At 56.6% G+C, this 18,949-nt stretch carries 12 protein-coding genes and 1 tRNA gene; 9 read left to right on the top strand and 4 right to left on the bottom strand.

Annotated features, from left to right (window positions below):
• From F6R97_RS01090 to F6R97_RS01055, 8 genes are all read left to right on the top strand, one after another.
• Positions 1-1,686, top strand: a 1,686-nt coding sequence (locus tag F6R97_RS01090) for a carbon starvation CstA family protein (protein ID WP_315865854.1), incomplete at its 5' end; no start/stop codon positions are given.
• A 15-nt stretch (positions 1,687-1,701) separates the two neighbouring features.
• Entirely contained in the window at positions 1,702-1,902 is a 201-nt protein-coding gene (locus F6R97_RS01085) for a YbdD/YjiX family protein (RefSeq protein WP_038983272.1), read from the top strand.
• A gap of 594 nt (positions 1,903-2,496) precedes the next feature.
• Positions 2,497-2,883 (top strand): ectoine synthase, encoded by a 387-nt coding sequence (locus F6R97_RS01080; RefSeq protein ID WP_038983728.1) that lies wholly within the window; start codon positions 2,497-2,499, stop codon positions 2,881-2,883.
• 108 nt (positions 2,884-2,991) lie between these two features.
• The gene (locus F6R97_RS01075) at positions 2,992-4,290 is read left to right on the top strand and encodes an MFS transporter (protein WP_315865853.1); all 1,299 of its coding nucleotides are present in this window, start codon (positions 2,992-2,994) and stop codon (positions 4,288-4,290) included.
• Positions 4,287-5,816 (top strand): class I adenylate-forming enzyme family protein, encoded by a 1,530-nt coding sequence (locus F6R97_RS01070; RefSeq protein WP_197282307.1) that lies wholly within the window; start codon positions 4,287-4,289, stop codon positions 5,814-5,816. The genes F6R97_RS01075 and F6R97_RS01070 overlap by 4 nt, the downstream gene beginning before the upstream one ends.
• 32 nt (positions 5,817-5,848) lie before the next feature.
• Positions 5,849-6,829 (top strand): hypothetical protein, encoded by a 981-nt coding sequence (locus tag F6R97_RS01065; protein ID WP_038983274.1) that lies wholly within the window; start codon positions 5,849-5,851, stop codon positions 6,827-6,829.
• Positions 6,830-6,855: 26 nt separating this feature from the next.
• Positions 6,856-8,046, top strand: a complete 1,191-nt coding sequence (locus F6R97_RS01060; protein WP_038983730.1) for an acyl-CoA dehydrogenase family protein — start codon at positions 6,856-6,858, stop codon at positions 8,044-8,046.
• 264 nt (positions 8,047-8,310) lie between these two features.
• On the top strand, positions 8,311-8,835 hold the full coding sequence (locus tag F6R97_RS01055) for a cupin domain-containing protein (RefSeq protein ID WP_048393377.1): 525 nt from the start codon (positions 8,311-8,313) through the stop codon (positions 8,833-8,835).
• Positions 8,836-9,145: 310 nt separating this feature from the next.
• On the opposite strand, the gene F6R97_RS01050 is transcribed toward F6R97_RS01055, so the two are convergent.
• The 4 genes from F6R97_RS01050 to gfa form a co-directional block, all read right to left on the bottom strand.
• Entirely contained in the window at positions 9,146-11,434 is a 2,289-nt protein-coding gene (locus F6R97_RS01050) for a hypothetical protein (protein ID WP_315865852.1), read from the bottom strand.
• 55 nt (positions 11,435-11,489) lie between these two features.
• Positions 11,490-11,564: transfer RNA gene (locus tag F6R97_RS01045), tRNA-Lys, on the bottom strand.
• Between the two features lie 492 nt (positions 11,565-12,056).
• Positions 12,057-12,713, bottom strand: coding sequence for a dTMP kinase (locus F6R97_RS01040; RefSeq protein WP_048393379.1), 657 nt, complete (start codon positions 12,711-12,713; stop codon positions 12,057-12,059).
• 267 nt (positions 12,714-12,980) lie between these two features.
• Positions 12,981-13,559, bottom strand: a complete 579-nt coding sequence (gfa, locus tag F6R97_RS01035; RefSeq protein ID WP_038983277.1) for an S-(hydroxymethyl)glutathione synthase — start codon at positions 13,557-13,559, stop codon at positions 12,981-12,983.
• 538 nt (positions 13,560-14,097) lie between these two features.
• Between gfa and F6R97_RS01030 the strand changes: the two genes are divergently transcribed.
• Positions 14,098-18,930 carry a M10 family metallopeptidase C-terminal domain-containing protein gene (locus F6R97_RS01030; protein WP_315865851.1) on the top strand — a complete coding sequence of 1,611 codons (4,833 nt, stop codon included), beginning with the start codon at positions 14,098-14,100 and terminating at the stop codon, positions 18,928-18,930.
• The last annotated feature ends 19 nt before the right edge of the window (positions 18,931-18,949 follow it).

Below are 18,949 nucleotides of genomic sequence, written 5' to 3'. Positions count from 1 at the left end.
GTGTATAAGGGRCAGGKTCAGGACTTCATGGTCCTGTTCCTGTCCACCCGCCGCAACGGTCGTTCTTTGGGCGATATGGTCCGTGAAGAAATGGGCCGCATCCCCGGGACTATCGCGCTGTTTGGCTGCTTCCTGATCATGATCATCATCCTCGCGGTGCTGGCGCTGATCGTGGTCAAGGCCCTGGCCGAAAGCCCGTGGGGCATGTTCACGGTGATGGCGACCATCCCGATCGCGATGTTCATGGGCATCTACATGCGCTACATCCGCCCAGGCCGCATCGGTGAAATCTCGGTGATCGGCGTGGCATTGCTGCTGGGTTCGATCTGGCTGGGCGGACAGATTGCCGCTGACCCGGTGTGGGCCAAGGCCTTTACCTTCACCGGCATCCAGATTACCTGGATGCTGATCGGCTACGGGTTCGTGGCCGCTGTGTTGCCGGTGTGGCTGATCCTCGCCCCTCGCGATTACCTGTCGACCTTCCTGAAGATCGGCACCATCGTTGCGCTGGCGATCGGCATTCTGATCACCATGCCCGACCTGAAAATGCCGGCGCTGACCCAATTCATCGACGGCACCGGGCCGGTATGGAAGGGTGGGTTGTTCCCATTCCTTTTCATCACCATTGCCTGTGGCGCGGTGTCGGGTTTCCATTCGCTGATTGCTTCCGGCACCACGCCGAAGCTGCTCGCCAGTGAAGGCCATGCCCGTTACATCGGTTACGGCGGCATGCTGATGGAGTCCTTCGTGGCCATCATGGCAATGGTTGCCGCTTCGGTGATCGAACCGGGCGTGTACTTCGCCATGAACAGCCCCGCAGCCCTTGTCGGCTCGGATGCTGTTTCGGTGGCTCAGACCGTCAGCAGTTGGGGCTTTGCGGTTACCCCGGAAGCGCTGCAAGCAGTGGCCAAGGACATCGGTGAAACCACCATCCTGGCCCGTGCCGGCGGTGCACCGACCCTGGCGGTCGGTATCGCGCAGATCCTGCATCAACTTCTGCCGGGTGAAAACACCATGGCATTCTGGTACCACTTCGCGATCCTGTTCGAAGCGCTGTTCATCCTGACCGCGGTCGACGCCGGTACCCGTGCCGGACGCTTCATGCTGCAGGACTTGCTCGGTTCCTTCGTGCCGGCGCTCAAACGCACCGAGTCCTGGACCGCCAACCTGATCGCGACCGCCGGTTGCGTGGCAATGTGGGGTTACCTGCTGTACCAAGGCGTGATCGACCCACTGGGAGGCATCAACACCTTGTGGCCGCTGTTCGGTATCTCCAACCAGATGCTGGCGGGTATCGCGCTGATGCTGGCGACCGTCGTGCTGATCAAAATGAAACGCCAACGCTACGTCTGGGTGACCATGCTGCCAGCGGTTTGGTTGCTGATCTGCACCACCACCGCAGGCTTCATCAAACTGTTCGACGCCAACCCGGCAATCGGCTTCCTGGCACTGGCGAAGAAATACAGCGATGCCCTGGCCAACGGTCAGGTCCTCGCGCCGGCCAAGAGCATCGAGCAGATGCAGCATGTGATCTATAACGCTTACACCAACGCAACGCTGACCGCGCTGTTTTTGCTCGTGGTGTTCAGCATCCTGTTCTTTGCGCTCAAGGTTGGTATCGCCGCCTGGGGCACCAAAGAGCGTACGGATAAAGAAGCGCCATTCCAGGCTCTGCCGGATGCTTGATGGAGGAGGGTGCCCATGTTCAATGACCTGAGTCGCCTTGGTAAATACCTGGGTCAGGCTGCCCGCTTGATGGTTGGAATGCCTGACTACGACACTTACGTTGAGCATATGCAAACCAAACACCCGGATAAGCCGGTGATGAGCTACGAGGTGTTCTTTCGCGAACGTCAGGAGGCTCGTTACGGAGGCGGGAATGGACAGACTCGCTGTTGTTGATTGATCGCAAAGCTCAATTCTGAAGTTGCTTCATACTCTAATCGAGTGCCTGAAAAACCCGGCTGTTAAGGCCGGGTTTTTTATTGCCGTCGTCTGTGCAATTGTCTGAGGCCAGTTTGGATCGCGGAGCGAGAGGCGTAGGATCAAGCCGGCCCGTGGCGCGCGCGGACCTTGAATCGGACCTCGAATGTGCCGTCGCCTGCCTTGAACTGAGTCTGAAAAACCCGTTGACACTCACAAATTGTTACACGTAGGATCCGGGGTCTTCAGGGAGCAACAACTGGGTCATGGAATGACTGGTCAGCCGTAATGGCATGCGTGCTACAGGCACGTCCTTCGACAAGTCTTCCTGCATTTCCCGCGGGAAAGCATCCCTGTTATCTGGTTGTGATTTGCCCCTGACCAGAGGGCCGGTTTTCATTCGATTAGTGAAAGACAGCGCTATCTCGACAGAGGGGTTTCCAACGAGCTGCTGAACATTTGTCGTATGCAAGCCTGCCTCTGTGTTGCCCGCTTGACGTTTACCGCCGCAACCACTCTGTTCGCCTTGCACGTTCAAGGCGGCAAGCCCCAAATATTCAAAAGGAACTGAATATGTTTGTTCGTAGTATCCGCGATGTTGAAAAAACCGATTTTTTCGTCGAGTGGGGCTCAGGCACCAGCCACCGTCTGCTGACAGAGCAGGACGGAGTCGGCTTCACCCTTTGCCACACTGTGGTTCGAGCCGGTACGGAATCGCTACTTCATTACCGCAATCATCTCGAGGCTTGCTATTGCATCGGTGGTGAGGGCGAAATCGAAGACATGGAGGGCACCATCCATGCAATCCGTCCGGGAGATATGTACGTTCTGGACAAACATGATCGTCACTATCTGCGTGGTGGCAAGTTCACGGACCTTATTCTGGTCAGCGTTTTCAATCCTCCCCTCGCAGGAACCGAGCGCCACTCAATAAACAATCAGAGTGCCTCTTCGTACTGAGTTCCGAAATGGACTATCTGTTCGACGGGACAGTCGTTTCCAACCAACGAGTAACGAGACGATAGGGGCTTTTTCAGACCTGTTGAGTGACTGTGCGGAGTTGATGATATGAAATTGTTCAGGCCGTTGCTTCAGCGGCCCGTAGCCTTACTGTGGGGAGGGTTGGCGCTTTCTTCAATCGGTGACGAACTCTTCGCGATTGCCATCGCCTGGATGGCGGTGCAGATCGCCGGAACCGATGCAAGCTGGCTCAGTGCTTTACGCGGTGCTGCCGCGTTGGCAGGTGCTTTGCTGGGGGGGATATGGGCAGAGCGCTGGGACCACCGTCGCACGATGATCGGTGCCGACCTGGCGCGGGCCGGGCTTGCCTTGATTCCGGTGCTTGCTTGGGGGCTCGGCATCATGAGTCTGTGGATGCTGGCGGTTCCGCTCATGCTCATGATGATCGTCAACTCGCTGTTCGAGCCGGCGCTACGCGCCAGTCTTCCGCGGATTGCCGCGGCGCCGGACCAGCTGCAATCGGTCAACGCGCTGTTCGATGCCATCATCCGGGTCGCCCGGGTGATCGGACCAATGCTGGCAGCGGCGATTACGCTGCTGATTCCGATCGAGCATCTGTTTACCCTGAACAGCATCACCTTCCTGATCTCCGCGTGGGCGGTCATGAAGTTGAGCAAAGCGCTGCTGCGCCAACCCGCAAAGGCAACAAGCCGGCGTGCCGGATTTACCGCCGGTTGGAGAAGTCTTGCGGGACGCAGCCAGATGCAGGCGGTGTATGTGTGTGCGGGACTGGGCAATGTTGCCTGGAGCGTGGGTATATCGATCGGCATGGCGCTGGCAGTCGTCAAATACGATATCCAGGGATTCGGCGTACAGGGTTTTGCTGCCTACGGCCTGATCATGGGGGCTTACGGGGCAGGGAACCTGATCTCCATTTTTGTTGTGGGCAATCTGCAGATCCGCCGCTTGTATCACGGGTTTACCTTCGGTTCCGTGGTCAACGGCCTGGGCATCGCGATCATCGGTGCGGCCGTGCTGTACCTGCCACCGGAACACGTCCTGACGGGGATGATGGTCGGCGCAAGTCTTGCGGCACTCGGCGGGCCACTGATCGACATCTCATTCATTCTGCTGATTCAAACCCGGTTCAGGCAAAGCGAAATCGCCGGGCTGGCACGGCTGCGTTTTGCGGCGCTGGGCGCCTCGATTCTGATTGCCGGTGCCTGCGGTGCTGCGCTGTATGCCCGCTTTGAAACCGGCCTGGTTATTGTCGGCGCCGGGATTTTCGAAGTGATCGTGGGGGCAATTGTGCTGCTCGCCCCCAAGGATAACGAAGTCTTACAGGCGAACAGGGAAGACGGCTCTTCGTCGTCATCCTTGGCGGATGGTAGCGAGGTGGCCCGATGAAACAGTTCCATGACTATGTAAAAGACCACGCCGAGCGAACGCCGGACAAGATTGCGCTGACCATCAGTGGCCGAAAGATCACCTACGGAGCATTGGACGAACTCGCCTGCGTGGTAGCCCGGCAGTTAGTGGGCACGGGGATGGCAGCGAGTGATCGGGTCGCACTTCATGCACCCACTTCCATCGAAACCATCGCCTGCGCGCTGGGCGTCATGAAAGCCGGATTCGTCCTGGCGCTGATGCATTACGGTATCGCCGCCGAAAAACTGATCCATCAACTTAACGATATCAAGGCAAAGACCTTGATCGTACCGGCAAGTGCTAGCCTCGTTGAGTTGACCGGGAAGGTCCATTTACAGTTCGTCTTGCACATGGGCGATTGGCACACCAGCCGATTTGCCGGGTTGAATGAAGCGTTCCCGGAGTGTGATGGGGGGCTTGAGGGCAGTGAAGTCCGCGTCATCTTTCACACCAGTGGTTCGACGAAAGACTCGAAAGGCGTGGCGGTCAGCAACAGCAATATGATGGCGGCCTACACGGCGGTTTCCAGTTATCTGGGGGACTTCGCGGATGCGGTCATTCTGAACTTCTCACCTCTGCATTTTGATTACGGCTTTTACAACATAATGATGCCGTTGCTCGGCGGTGGTCATTCGGTTTCCGAAAATGCACTGCCTGAGCAGCCGGAGCATTTGCTCGATTTGATTCAACGCCGAGGCATAACCGGGATGCATATTCTGCCACCCGCCATTCACTACCTCTTGCAGGCCGACCCCGACACGTTTCAACCGCAAAAAATCAAATCCCTGAAGTACATTGCCAGCAGCGGGCAGGCGTTGCCACCCAAGCATATACAGCTATTGCGAGCGCTCCTTCCAGGCGTTGCCGTTTACTCCATGTATGGCCTGACGGAGTGCAAGCGAGTTGCGTATTTACCTCCAGAGCAACTTGATCAACGCCCCGGTTCGGTGGGTAAGGCGATTCCTGGGGTCAAGGTGTTCCTGGTTGACGATGCCGGGCAACTGATTACCCGGCCTGATTGTGTGGGAGAGCTTGTAGTCGCGGGTGATCTGGTGATGCTCGGTTACTGGAACAAGCCAGAACTGACCCGCCAGGTCGTTAAAAACAATCTGTTCGGTGAAACGCGGGTTTACTTCACCGGTGACCTGTTCAAACGGGACAGTGAACAGTATCTCTACTTCGTGGGTAGAAAAGACAACGTATTTACGCGGCGGACTTTTCAGGTAAACCCCCGGGAAATCGAGCACGTTATCGTCGCCCATGAGGCTGTGAGCGAAGCGGTTGTCATTGCCTTTCCCGATGAAGTGGCCGGTCAGGTTCCAAAGGCCTGCGTGGTATTGAAAGAAGGCCATGAGTTGTCCGCTGATGCGCTCATCCAGTACTGCGCCACGCAGTTGGATTGGTACATGGTGCCCGCCATTGTCAGTTTTCATGCGGCGTTGCCCCGTAACCTCAACGGCAAAACCACGGCGCATCTCCTGGCCGCCGGCGCTATAGCCATTTAATAAATACTCAACGCGTAAATGGAATTACGGAAATGACCACTGATTCAAACCCTGCGTTTGTCGATTCTGCCATGAACAAACTGGCCGATTATTTTGACGATCTGGCCAACGGGAGAGTGCAGGTGCCCAAGCAGCCTGTGACAACGAGAATACGCGAGCGTATCCAGGACGATGATGTAAGGGCCTACCATGATTTGCTGGTGACGCAGGCGGGTCCGCTTTTTTCGCACTTCCTGGCCAGTGTGCCGGGGATTGTGGAGGAGCTTTCGCGCATCGGTGTGGCGCTCGACCGATATACCCGTGAGCGACGAAAAAAAGACGAGCGAAACTTTTCCCTGTGGGAAATCGATGCGTTTGACGGGAGCAGTGCAAGAGCCTTGGCGAAGTATTCCAATGGGGCCATCAGAACCCTGACCAATTCTCCGAACAAAGCCAACCAGCAACATTTCGACGCCCACGCCGACAAGGAAATCTCTGCGTTTTATTCGGGGTCATTTCTTCAGATCACAGAGGATATCGTGGCGGATTCCTTAGGCGTCGACAGCCCGTTTTTCGGGGTCGACTACCTCTATGAGATGGCGGCCTTTCAGTTCTATGGCAGAAACAGGGATGAGCACCTGAGGTTCGTTTCCCGCTTTTTGCGAGAGGATGGCCTCGCTTTCTTCCTGGAAAAATGCAATCAGAGCGACATCCAAGAGTATGAGCGACGCGAGCGGGTAAAGGACGAAAAGCACAAGTCTCATTATTTTTCCGAGGCGCAGATAGCCTGGAAAAGGGAGGCCATGTTAGTGCAGATGGAAAACGGTCAGATCCTTTTCTCTGATTTCGTCGAAGCCGCGTCCCGCTATTTTTCTCATATTTATGTCATCTGGAACGGCACCAATTTCTATGAGTTTGTGGCGTCCAATGACGAAAACAGCATCAGCAGGTTCATCGAACTGCTAGGCGAGCCCTTTATCCCCGAAGGTTTCTGCTTCGAGTCTCCGGTTGTCAGGAAACTTTCCCGTCCCTAATGCTGATTGTCGAGGTAACGAAGTTCATGGACTGGATGGCTAACCTGTCATTGGAACATCATGAAACCTGTGATCGCGCGCGAAAACTGCTTGGCCGGTGGCGGGCCCGTGCCGCTGAAACCGAACAGGCTCGCTGTATTTCGCCGCAGACGGTGGAGGAATTGCATGCAGAAGGACTTATGCAGTTATTTGTGCCTGGACGCTATGGCGGGCTGCAACGCGACTGGCCAACCCTGGTTGAAGCATCCCGAATTGCCGCACGAGCTTGTCCGTCGACCGGTTGGATGATCGGCCTGGTGGGCAGCCATGCGGCGATTGTCGGGCGGCTTCCTCCCGCCTGTCAGGAGCAGGTCTTTGCCGATGGACCCGGGCAGATCATAGCGACTGCTTCCGTGTCCAAAGAGGTCTCGATCCTGAAGCAAGATGGTGGTTTTCGTATCGGCGGAACCTGGCGTTTCAGTTCAGGAATTGATCATGCCAACTGGGTGATCGTGTCCGGCAAGGATCCTCGTGACGGCCAGACGCTGTTGTTCACGCTCCGGGCGGATCAGGTTCAGGTCGAGGATGTCTGGGATGTCGCTGGAATGTGCGGTACCGGATCAAAAGACCTTCGGCTGGATGATGTCTTTGTGTCAGATGTTTGGGTCGTCTCGCAATCCGAGTGTTTCGGCCCGGCACCGACAGGCGCCAGGCACAATCCGGACGGCTACCTGTTTGATGTGGAGTTCATTCCGTATCTGGGCAGTCTGCATATAGGCCCGGTGCTTGGCTGTGCGGAGGGGGCCTATGATGATTGCATTGCAACACTGCGAAATCGCGGGGACTCTAAGGCGGACGCCGTTTCAAGGGCTCGGCCAATACTGCTGGAACGACTTGCGGAAAGTGCTGCGCAGTTGAGCTGTGCCAGGCACCTTTACCACGCCATTGCCTTGTTGTTGCATGACGCCGGTGTCGCTGGCAGGTCACTGTCGGTGCAAGAACTGCTCACCCTCAAGCGAGATCGCGCGTATCTGGTTCGGTCATGTGTGCAGGCCGTTCAGCGGCTGGTGCAGCAAATGGGGACTGCGGTGATTTTCGAGGCGAGCCCGGTGCAGCGACACTGGCGTGACCTTCAGGTGATGGCGTCCCATCTGGATGTGAATTGGGATACCGCAATGCTCGCCTATGGAGATTTTGCGATGGATCATCACCCCTGTGATCCGGCTATGAAGGGTTAGGCTGCGGGGGATTGTCATCGGCTGAGCACCTCAAGCGTCGACCCTGCCATAGAAATAGTAACGCAAGCAGGTCAGTGCTTTTTAGCCAGTCGGATGAGGGCAGAAGAGCCGGGAGGGAAGGGTGGTAGAGCGAAGGTCCAAGTAGAAACTGTATGCGGCTATTGAGACAATTAATCAGCTCTACTAAATGGTTATTTAGCATAGCTATAATCTATTAGATGTATGGCTGTTATAGTTTTGGTATTTTATGGGAGGGCAATCTACATGACCATCAATGCATTCGATACTCACATTCCAGACGCTGAAGCAGTGATTGCTGCATTGGCTCTGGAGCCTCACATGGAAGGCGGTTTCTACCGAAGAACCTTTCAATCGGATCACCACGCTATGGTCGAGATCAATGGGGGTAAACGTCATTTGATGACTTCAATTTATTACTTGCTGACCAAGGATTCGCCGATCGGTCATTTCCACCTGAATCAATCGGACATCGTTCATTACTACCATTTGGGAAACCCGATTCAGTACAGCCTGATTTTTCCAGACGGCACGTTGAATACTGTGGTGATGGGCAGCGACGTTATTGCCGGGCAATGTTTGCAGTTGCATGTACCGGGTGGCGTCTGGAAAGCTTCGCAGCTTATGAATGGTTTGGCGGAATACGGTTTGATCAGTGAAGCGGTTTCACCAGGGTTTGATTTTGCAGATATGGAGATGGGCAGCCGGCAGAAGCTCGGAGTGCAGTTTCCCGAGCATGCGGAGCTGGTTGGAAAGCTGACGCAAGGATGAGGGCTTAGGCGAATCCAGGGCTTCAAAATCTGCGTGCAACCAGGCTAATCCTGAAATACATTGTTGCGTGTAATGTATATTATGTTAAATCATGTGTCAGGGTGGAACTTTCTATACTTGTGCTTGAGGTCACGCGCCACCACTTTCCGATTTTTGCAGACGTTCAGGCTCTTCTCGTTGGACTTCCTTCCTGACTTCGGTCCCTGATGTATGCATGAAAGTTTTGCCCCGTCTGTACAAGAACTCCAGCCAGAAATACAGATATCGCTTTTGAGGCGTTCAGGCACGTCTCATCGATACAGCCGAGCGGTTAACTGATGTCATTCGTTTGCGGCGGTAACAACCAATGTCGTTCGGTGGTCCATCCGAGAAAAACCTGAGCCCCCTCACTTTTCCGGCGGTTCAGGGTCAACGGGAGCCCGGAAGCTGCCACACGCAACCCCATAATTGCCGGTAGAAATCTCTCTCGGAATGCAATGGGTTGAGCCGCGAAATGAGCTTCGATGCTATCGATTGCGCAACGCCTCTCGGCGTCATCCTGCATGGATAAATAAAACACCATCTGGCGCCAGGCATAAGCGGTATTTTTGAGCATCACCAAGCTAGAGTGATAGAACTTGATTTTCATCTGCTGCCGCATGCATATCCATTGGAAGCACTCCTGAGCAAGTGAGCCCAAGCGATGATGTAGCAGCGCTTTCAAACCGAGATCACCAAATAGAAGCGAAAGGTTTTGCGTCGTCAAAATCTGTTGTTGCTCGATGATCCTGCCGTTGGTTGCTGAATGCCATCCACCCAAGGGTGCATTAGCCCGCTGTGCGCACAGGTTCGCCAATGCATCACTGGTATCCAAGTCACGCTGGAAATAGTTTCTGCTCTTTGATTTCGGCTTATCGGGAAGGATCGCCAGTTGGTTCGTGTCGATGTCGTAATAATGGGCGTAAAGGGTGCCATCTATCAACGAGGCCGCTCGCCTGGCTGCTTCCACGAATTTATTCGAAAAGGCTCCCATGAAAATGTCCGCCGCGACCTCCTCCACAAAAGGAAGATCCAGCTTCGCCGTGACAGCAAGCGAACCAAACTCCTGAAGTAGCTTGTTCGGAAGGATTGCCTGAGGGAAAGCAGCGAGGGTTGTTGCCGAGGATTCGATCAAGGCTTGTCTGGCTCCCTCAACGGCGACAGTGTGTGCCTCCCGTTCACCTTCAACGGCCGCCACCCAAGGCAACTCACTGATTTTGACTTGGCTCTGTAGGTTGAGCAGAAGCAATGAACGGCGTCGCCGAAAAGCACGATACGTTGCGATAGACAATGTGCGCAGTGTCGTATCGCGAAATCCAGCACTGCAGATTTCGGCCGTCATCGCTGGCAGTACTCGCGCCACGGTATCCCCAGATGTGATCAATCCCTTGTCAATCAACTGACTGATGGTTCCCTTTCGACAGCGCTCGAGGCGTCGGCGAACTGCTGGTGGAATGGCGACACCGGTTTTCAGCGAATATGCCTTCGCCTCCTCATTGGTAATCGGTTCCAACAGGGACGAAAAATCAGAGATGCCTTCCGAGTTCGTATAGCTGGTCAGACGCTCAGAAACCGCCTTGGCGATCAGATGATGCTCGGGCGCGGCCACCTGATGGCGCTGTATGGCTCGGCTCTGTAGATGATCTTCGGATTCGGGATGACCATGTTTGCACACGAAATCATTGACGATCCGCCGAATACGTCCGACTTGACGCCCTGTCAGCGAGATTGGGTCACGGGAGCAGAGCCTTAGCAACGCGTACAACTCCCCTACCCGGCCCCTGAAAGGTTCAACGTTGAGGATGTCATTGCTACCGGTGACATCGAACTGACTACTTAGCGCATTCGCCTGCTCAAGCCAGCCTTCAGGATATTGCCGACAAGGCCAATCATCCTGATACGTTAAGAGGAAGAGCGAGATAGCTGCATCGTAGAAAGGCAACCGAGTCACGACCACATGTTTTTGCACCGCCAGACGCTGCTGCGCAGGGTGTTTTGAAAGCAGCTTTTTGATATCGCCGACATCGAAGATCTGCACTTCCACCGCCGCGAGCGGTAGCCCGTCAGAAGCCATTGGAAAGAAACGCAGTTGCTCAAAAAAAGGTGCGATCGACTCAATCAGTCTGCGTGCTTCCTCCGTGCGCTGCTGTCCCAACAGCCAGGCCACGTACAGTAGCGCTGCCTCTTCTGGTACATCGATCCGATAGTCGCTGTTCACCAGTTGCTTTTGCAGTGCTTCGATCCCCTCATCCGTAAGGTGCCAGGTGTTGAGATCAAGTCGTTCAAAACCAGGGCGGATGCCTGGGATTGAGGCGGCCAGCCGCCGTTCGTACTTGGTCAGTGCACCACCGGCCAGATATTGTCCAGTGGCAAAACCACCCGTGACTACCTCCGGTGTGACCCATTCAGGCACATCCACGAGTGGTATACGCGAGCCATACAGCGCGGTGCCCTGCACCATGTGTTCGACCACCTGCTGCCAGCGCTCAATCCGTTCACGCGCTTTCTCAGTGTCTAGACCCGATGCGGTCAATGCTCGAGATAACTGAAAGACCGCATAACCGGCGTTTATGCCGGCCATTGCATCCGATTCCCTATCGTGCCTGGACATATGTCCTTCTGACCCTGCGATGTAGTGGGTCCGGGGGCTGGATTCGAACCAGCGCCCACCCGGTTAAGAGCCGAGTGTTCTACCGCTGAACTACCCCGGAACAGAGCGCACATTGTCTACTCGCAACGAACGAATTTGTAGACTGAAAACGTTGCCGCTCATGACGCATACAGAGATTACTCCCGTTCGAAAATATCAGTGTAACTTCCTCCCCCCCCCCCCGCTGCAATGCCAGAGGCAACTGGATTTGTTTGCACCGCTGCGGTCTGAACAGTCGGTCATGAACAAGTTTTGGAGAGCATGCGCTTTGTTTTTCTAATCCAAACCCTTATTTTAAAAGGACTTATTGGAGCCATGAACATCTGACATCGCCCATAAGTTAAATGATGTGTCAGGACGGAACTTCTACTAAGGTTCTTTCAAGCTACCAATCCCCGATCCCTGTTTGAGCCAACTCAATACCCCGGCTCCAGCAATCGACGCTCGAACCGTCTGATCATATATGACCCACCCCGGGAAGCTTCGGCTCAGAGCTCGATGACAGGCACCCAGATCAAAGCATCAGCCGGCTACCGCTGCGGCGACAAACCAGCTAACGATCTATATCTACGGCTATCTCAACCGCATCAAGGCCGGCGCATCGAAGGACTCTATAGATCTCAGAAATCACCTGCATCGTTGCGTCTTCGATCGTTCCTTCATTACGGCATAAAACCCAGCCGTGATCTGCAATCGCTCGCTCGAACGCCTTGGTACAAGCGACATGTTCTTCCAGCTTATGGAGCACAGTACTGCTCAGCCCGCGCCGTCGTGCCGCTGCCCTCGCCCATGAGATTTCAGGGGCGGTGACAACCCCGACATGCAGGTCTGGCACTTGCACGTTTCGATCAATGTTCAACTGTAGAATCTCTGCAAACGGGACTATCCGGCGAAACGCGGCATCAGACGGATACCAGCGATCGATCAAGATGATGCTGCCTGGTGGCTGTTTAGCCAGCACGTGCCGGGAAATCCAGGTACGGCTATCAGCAAAGCGCTCACAAACCTCCAACTCCAAATCCCGGGTGGGATTTCTGACGAGCTTGTTAACGAGGGCCATTGTTTCACCCCTATAGGGATCGCTTTTTTTCTCGCAAAGTCGGATCACCTTTTTGTTGTCTGCCCTCAGTACTTTCGTAACGGCCTCCAACAGTGTGGTTTTGCCGGCTCCCTTGGGCCCATCTAGAGAAACAAACAGCGAACGATTCATTCTTCACATAACGATTGAAATACGGTTTTTTTTGCCCGGCTCGTTCGCTGGAACCGCTTGGCGCGACTACGCGAATCGAGTGGAGGGCCCTTATGAACAGACATTGATGAACACTCTAACCCGGTTTCTGGCTAACGGGCCTCCATGCCCATCAAAACACCACCCTTATCCGGAAAAACAGGGCTTGAGCGCAACGCCCTTCACCTGAAACAGATATAGGTGAAGGGCGTTGCACCAATGGTTCAGCCAAGGTGGGTCGTGCCGGGCTTAGCGGGATGCGAGAACACCATTCAACTTCGCCACTTGCGTAGCCAATGCGTCCATCAGATCTGGCGACAAGCAATCATACGGTTCCAGACCGAGCGCGCGCAGTTTTCCGCGGATTTCCTTCATGTCCTCCGGTGGGGTGCCGGTTTCGATGATCGACGAAACGAAAGCTGCAAAGCCCGGTGCAGCCCACCCTTTTTGCGGGGATAGCTCGGTATGCACAAAATCCAGGCCATAGAACGCGTGGTCTTTATTTTCGATGCGGCCGTACATATGTGCATGGCACTCTTTGCAGGCATGTCGTTGAATAGTCGCGCTCTCGTCGACGATAACCAGCTTCTCAGCGTTCGCGGTGACGCTGACTTTATCGCGGGGAACGACAGCAACGACCGCGAATTTCGCACCTGTGGGCTTCCAGCATTTGCTGCAGCCACAGGCATGATTGTGCAGGGTCTGGGCGTCAATCCTGATTTCAACCTTATCAGTCGGACACAGGCATTGCAGGGTGCCGCCAGAGAAGTTTGCAGAGCTTGGCTCTATTCCGCTGTCCAGCGAAGGATGAAGCTTCAATTTGCTCACGATAAACCTCCAATATCAGGGTGGTATTGGAACTGGACCTGGAGCCTGAGCTCCAGGGTGCGGATCAGTATTTGATAGGGCCCTCATGCATCAGATCGAAGGCCTCATTAATACGTTCAAGTAGTATGGTACGAGTGGCGAAGGGAGCCAGATCGATTTCGCGCGTTCCGAGATGTTCACCCGCCTTCCTGTAGACCCAACCTCCCCCTTCATTGAAAACCCGCAATGGCAGGTTCCTTCAACACCTCGGCATGAATATCAATACCCATGCCGAGGCACATCCCATGATCGAACCAGAACCACCGTCTCCGCGAGCCCGTTCCCACAGGCATCGCTCGCTACCTGAGTAAGCGTCAACAGAACGTTATTTTTTCGAAATACCTCAAAACATCTCGCAACCGCTAATCAGTTAGTCCGGTTTTTTGACACTTCCCCGATACGCGGTCACAACTTTTCCCCTCCGTTGGGTCATAACACGGTACCTGTCGATGGAATATTGGCATCTACCGAGGTTTTCGCCTGATACGGAGATAAGCTCATGATTTTCAATGTACAAAATTTTGGCGCCAAAGGAGATGGCATCACTGACGACACAGCGGCGATACAAAGTGCAATTGATGCGGCGGCCGCTGCAGGCGGTGGGCAGGTGTATATGCCCACCGGAACTTATATCGTTTCGGGCGGTGCGGAACCCTCCGACGGTTGCCTGATGCTCAAGAGCAACGTCTACCTGTACGGCGACGGCATGGGCGCAACCACCGTCAAGGTGGCTGACGGCTCCGACACCAAGATCACGGGGGTCATCCGCTCCGCCTATGGCGAGGAAACCCACGACTTCGGCGTCAGCAACCTCACCATTGACGGCAACCGTGACAGCACCACCGGCAAGATCGACGGCTGGTTCAACGGCTACATTCCCGGCGAAGCAGGCTACGACTCCAACGTCACCCTCGACAGCGTCGAGATCAAGGATTGCTCCGGGTACGGTTTCGACCCCCACGAGCAGACCGTCAACATGGTCATCAAGAACAGCGTGTCCCACGGCAATGGCCTGGACGGCTTCGTGGCTGACTTCCTCAGCGACAGCACCTTCGAAAACAACATCGCCTACGACAACGACCGGCACGGTTTCAACATCGTTACCAGCACCCACGACTTCACGCTCACCAATAACGTCGCCTACAACAATGGCGGCAATGGCATCGTGATCCAGCGCGGCAGCGAGGACATCCCCTCCCCCAGCAACATAACCATCACCGGTGGCGAGGTGTACGGCAACGGCGCCGAAGGGGTGCTGATCAAAATGTCCAGCGAGGTGACGGTCAGCGGTGTCGACATTCACGACAACACCAGCGCCGGGATACGCATCTACGGCAGTAACCACGTCGAGATCATCGACAACACGCTCACCAACAATTCCCTGGGCAGCCCCGTACCGGAAATCATCATCCAGTCCTACAACGACACCTTGGGCGTGTCCGGCAAGTACTTCAACGGCAGCGATAACACCATCCAGGGCAACATCATCATCGGCAGCGACCTGTCGACCTACGGCGTCGCCGAGCGCAACGAAGACGGCACTGATCGCAACGCCATTATCGGCAATACCATCAGCCACACCAGCAAGGGTGCCACGCTGATCTATGGTGATGGCAGCTACGTCAGCGACACGGTGCCGATGACCACCGTGCAAGGTACGGCTGGCAATGACACCCTGCTGGGCAGCGCCGCCAGCGAGATTTTCTACGGCGCTGCCGGCAACGACACCATCAATGGCGGGGCCGGTGGCGACATTCTGGTGGGGGGTGCAGGCATCGACAAACTCACCGGCGGTACCGGCGCCGATACGTTCCGTTTCGTCGCTCAGTCCGACAGTTACCGCAACGCAACCACAAGCTTCGATGACACCATCACCGACTTCGATGTCACTCAGGACAAGATCGATCTCGCCGGCCTCGGTTTCACCGGCCTGGGTAATGGCCGTGGCGGCACCCTGCAGGTCAGCTACAGCGCCAGCAGCGACCGCACCTACATCAAGGACTACGATGCCGACGCCAGCGGCAATCGTTTCGAGCTGATCCTCTCGGGCAACCTCGCCAGCACTCTGACAGCCAGCAATTTCATCTTCAATCGTGTGGTCACCGGCACCAGCGGCAGCGACTCGCTGCTGGGTAGCGATTCGGCCGACACCCTCCTCGGCCTGGCGGGCAACGACAGCCTCAGTGGCGGCGCGGGCGACGACAAGCTCGACGGCGGCGCAGGCATGGACACCCTCACCGGCGGCGCTGGAGCGGACATCTTTGTGTTCTCCAATCGCCTGGACAGTTACCGCAACTACAACACCGGCGGTGCCAACCTTGGCGACCTGATCACCGATTTCGATATCACCGCCGACAAGATCGACCTCTCGGCCATAGGTTTCACCGGCTTGGGGGATGGCAAGAACAACACCGTGTACGTGGTGCTCAACAGTGCCGGCACCAAGACTTACATCAAAACCCTGACCGCCGACGCCAATGGCAACCGCTTCGAAGTGGCACTCGACGGCAACTACCTCGGCAAGCTGACCAGCGCCAACTTCGTCTTCGCCTCGTCGTCACCGACCAACCAGGCGCCGGTGCTGGCCACGGCGTTGCTGGATCAGAACGCGACCGAAAACACCCCGTTCAGCTACGCGGTGCCGGCCACCAGTTTCACCGATCCGGATAATGACAGCCTCAGCTACATCGCGACCCTCGCCGATGGCAGCGCCCTGCCCGCGTGGCTGAGCTTCAATGCCACCAACCTGACCTTCACCGGCACGCCGACCAGCACCGCGTCCGGCAATTACAACGTGCTGGTCAAAGCCACGGACCCGGCCGGTGCATCGGTCAGCGATAGCTTCGCCCTGGTAGTGGCCGATGCGCCCGCCAACACCATCACCGGTACCAACAATGCCGAAACCCTCAACGGCACGGCGGGCGCCGACCTGATCCTCGGCCTCGGTGGCAACGACACGATCAAGGCCGGTACCGGCGCGGACATCGTCGACGGCGGCGCCGGACGCGACTCGCTGTACGGCGGCGATGGTGCCGACACCTTCCGCTACACCAACGTGCTCGACAGCTACCGCGACTACGACACGGGTGGTATCACGGCCACCGACACGATTTATGACTTCACCGCGGGCGTCGACAAGATCGATGTTTCAGGCCTGGGCTTTGTCGGCCTCGGCGATGGCCGCCATGGCACGTTGTACATCACCCTTAACGCGGCCGGCGACAAGACCTACATCAAGTCCGCCGAAGCGGATGCCGATGGCAATCGTTTTGAAATCGCCCTCAGCGGCAACTACCTCAACACCCTGACCGCCAGCGACTTCGTGTTTGGCGAGAGCACCCAGCAGGACATCCTCTACCTGCCCACCCTCGGCCAATCCAATGCGCGCCTGCTGCGCATGACGGAGGACGACAATCAGTCCGGCACCTCGATGCTGGTCAACGACCTGGACCGCTACACCCCCTATGACGTGCGCAGCCAGTTCACCGATGCCAATGGCAACGGCATCGACATCGCGGTGGGCGGCAGCACGGTCACCGGCCTGTCGACGCTCAGCACCGAGGAACTCCAGTTGTGCTGGTGGCTGACCGACACCAACCAACCCGGGGCTGCGCTGTTGCGCGCCGTGACGCTGCTGCGGGACCAGCGCACCGAACTGCAATCCATCGATAACGTCACCATGGGCATCATTTGGGGCCAGGGCGAGGAAGCCGCCCAGGAGATCGGCCGCGCCACGGACAAAGCAGCGGCAGCAGCGGCCTACAAGGCCGCGACCCTGAAGGTGTTTGATTACCTGCATGCCCAGTTCGGCAACTTCAACGTGTACATGATGGAAACCGGTCACTACGAACAGGACGCGGCGCGTGCCCGTGGTTATTCGGAAGAAAAGATTGCCTCCATCGTCGAGGGGGTTGGCTATGTCCGCGCCGCCCAGGAAGCCATCGCCGCCGAGCGCGCCGACGTCAAGCTGGCGGTGGACTACACCGACCTCCCCTTGCGCTACGAAGTCGATCCGCTGGCGTATCCGGACGACGTCTGGCACCTGCACGAGGAGTCGGCGGAGATCGTCGGCCAGCGCCTGGCCGACTACATTGCCAATGACCTTGGCTTCCAGGGCAATCCCAACGACAACAACAGCGTGCAGGATATCTTCGACAACGCTCAGAACATGATTTCCGGTACCGACCAGGCGGATACCCTGGTGGGCAGTTCGGGCAACGACACCCTGGATGGCCACCTGGGCGCCGACACCATGACCGGTGGCGATGGCAACGACGTCTATGTGGTCGATAACGCGTCAGACCGCGCGGTGGAAACCAACACCTCGACCTCGCAGATCGATACGGTGCAGGCCTCGGTCAACTGGACCCTGGGCGCCAATCTCGAGAACCTGGTGCTCACCGGCGTGTCGGCCATCAACGGCACCGGCAATGAGCGGCACAACTTCATCACCGGCAATGCCGCCAATAACGTGCTCAATGGTGCCGCCGGGGACGACAGCATGAGCGGCGGCGATGGCAACGACACCTACTATGTCGACAACGCCGACGACGCAGTGATCGAAATCAACAGCAACGCGGCGGCTGGAGGGATCGACAGCGTGCACAGCAGCCTGGCGGCTTATACCCTCGGCAACAACGTCGAGCGTCTGCATATCGATAGCACTGGCGCCGCCAATGGTACGGGCAACGCGTTGGACAACACGCTGTTCGCCGGAACCGGCAACAATGTGCTGGACGGGCGCGATGGCAATGACACGGTGTCTTTTGAACGCGCCCTGTCCGGCGTGACCGTAAACCTCTCGACGTCAGCGCAACAAAACACCGTGAGTTCCGGGCTCGATACCTTGAAATTCTGCGAAAACCTGACGGGAAGCGCCTACGCAGACAATCTGTCGGGCAACAGTGCCGCGAACGTTCTGAACGGTGGCGCGGGCAACGATACGCTGGTGGGCGGTTCGGGCGATGACCGATTGATCGGCGGCGCAGGCACCGACAACCTCACCGGTGGCACTGGCGCGGATACCTACGCGTTTGGTGCTCTGTCCGATATGGGTGTCGGGGCTTTGCGCGATGTGATCAACGGCTTCAAGAGCACCGAGGGTGATCTTCTGGATTTCACCGGCCTGGACGCCAACCCGCTGACCACCGCTGTCGACGCCTTCACCTTCATCGGCAGCAACGCCTTCGACCCTGCCGACGCCACCGGCCAACTGCGCTTTGCCGATGGCATTCTCTACGGCAGTGTCAACGCCGGGGCCACCCCCGAGTTCGAAATCCAATTGGTGGGCGTACAGGCGCTGCATGCCAGCGATTTCACAACCTTGAGTTAGGCCACATCCTGTGGGAGCG

Source organism: Pseudomonas sp. JV414, assembly GCF_032424305.1.
Classification (GTDB): Bacteria; Pseudomonadota; Gammaproteobacteria; order Pseudomonadales; family Pseudomonadaceae; genus Aquipseudomonas; species Aquipseudomonas lini.
Note: the sequence above shows the minus strand (reverse complement) of the source record. Positions and strands in the feature narration are given on the sequence as shown.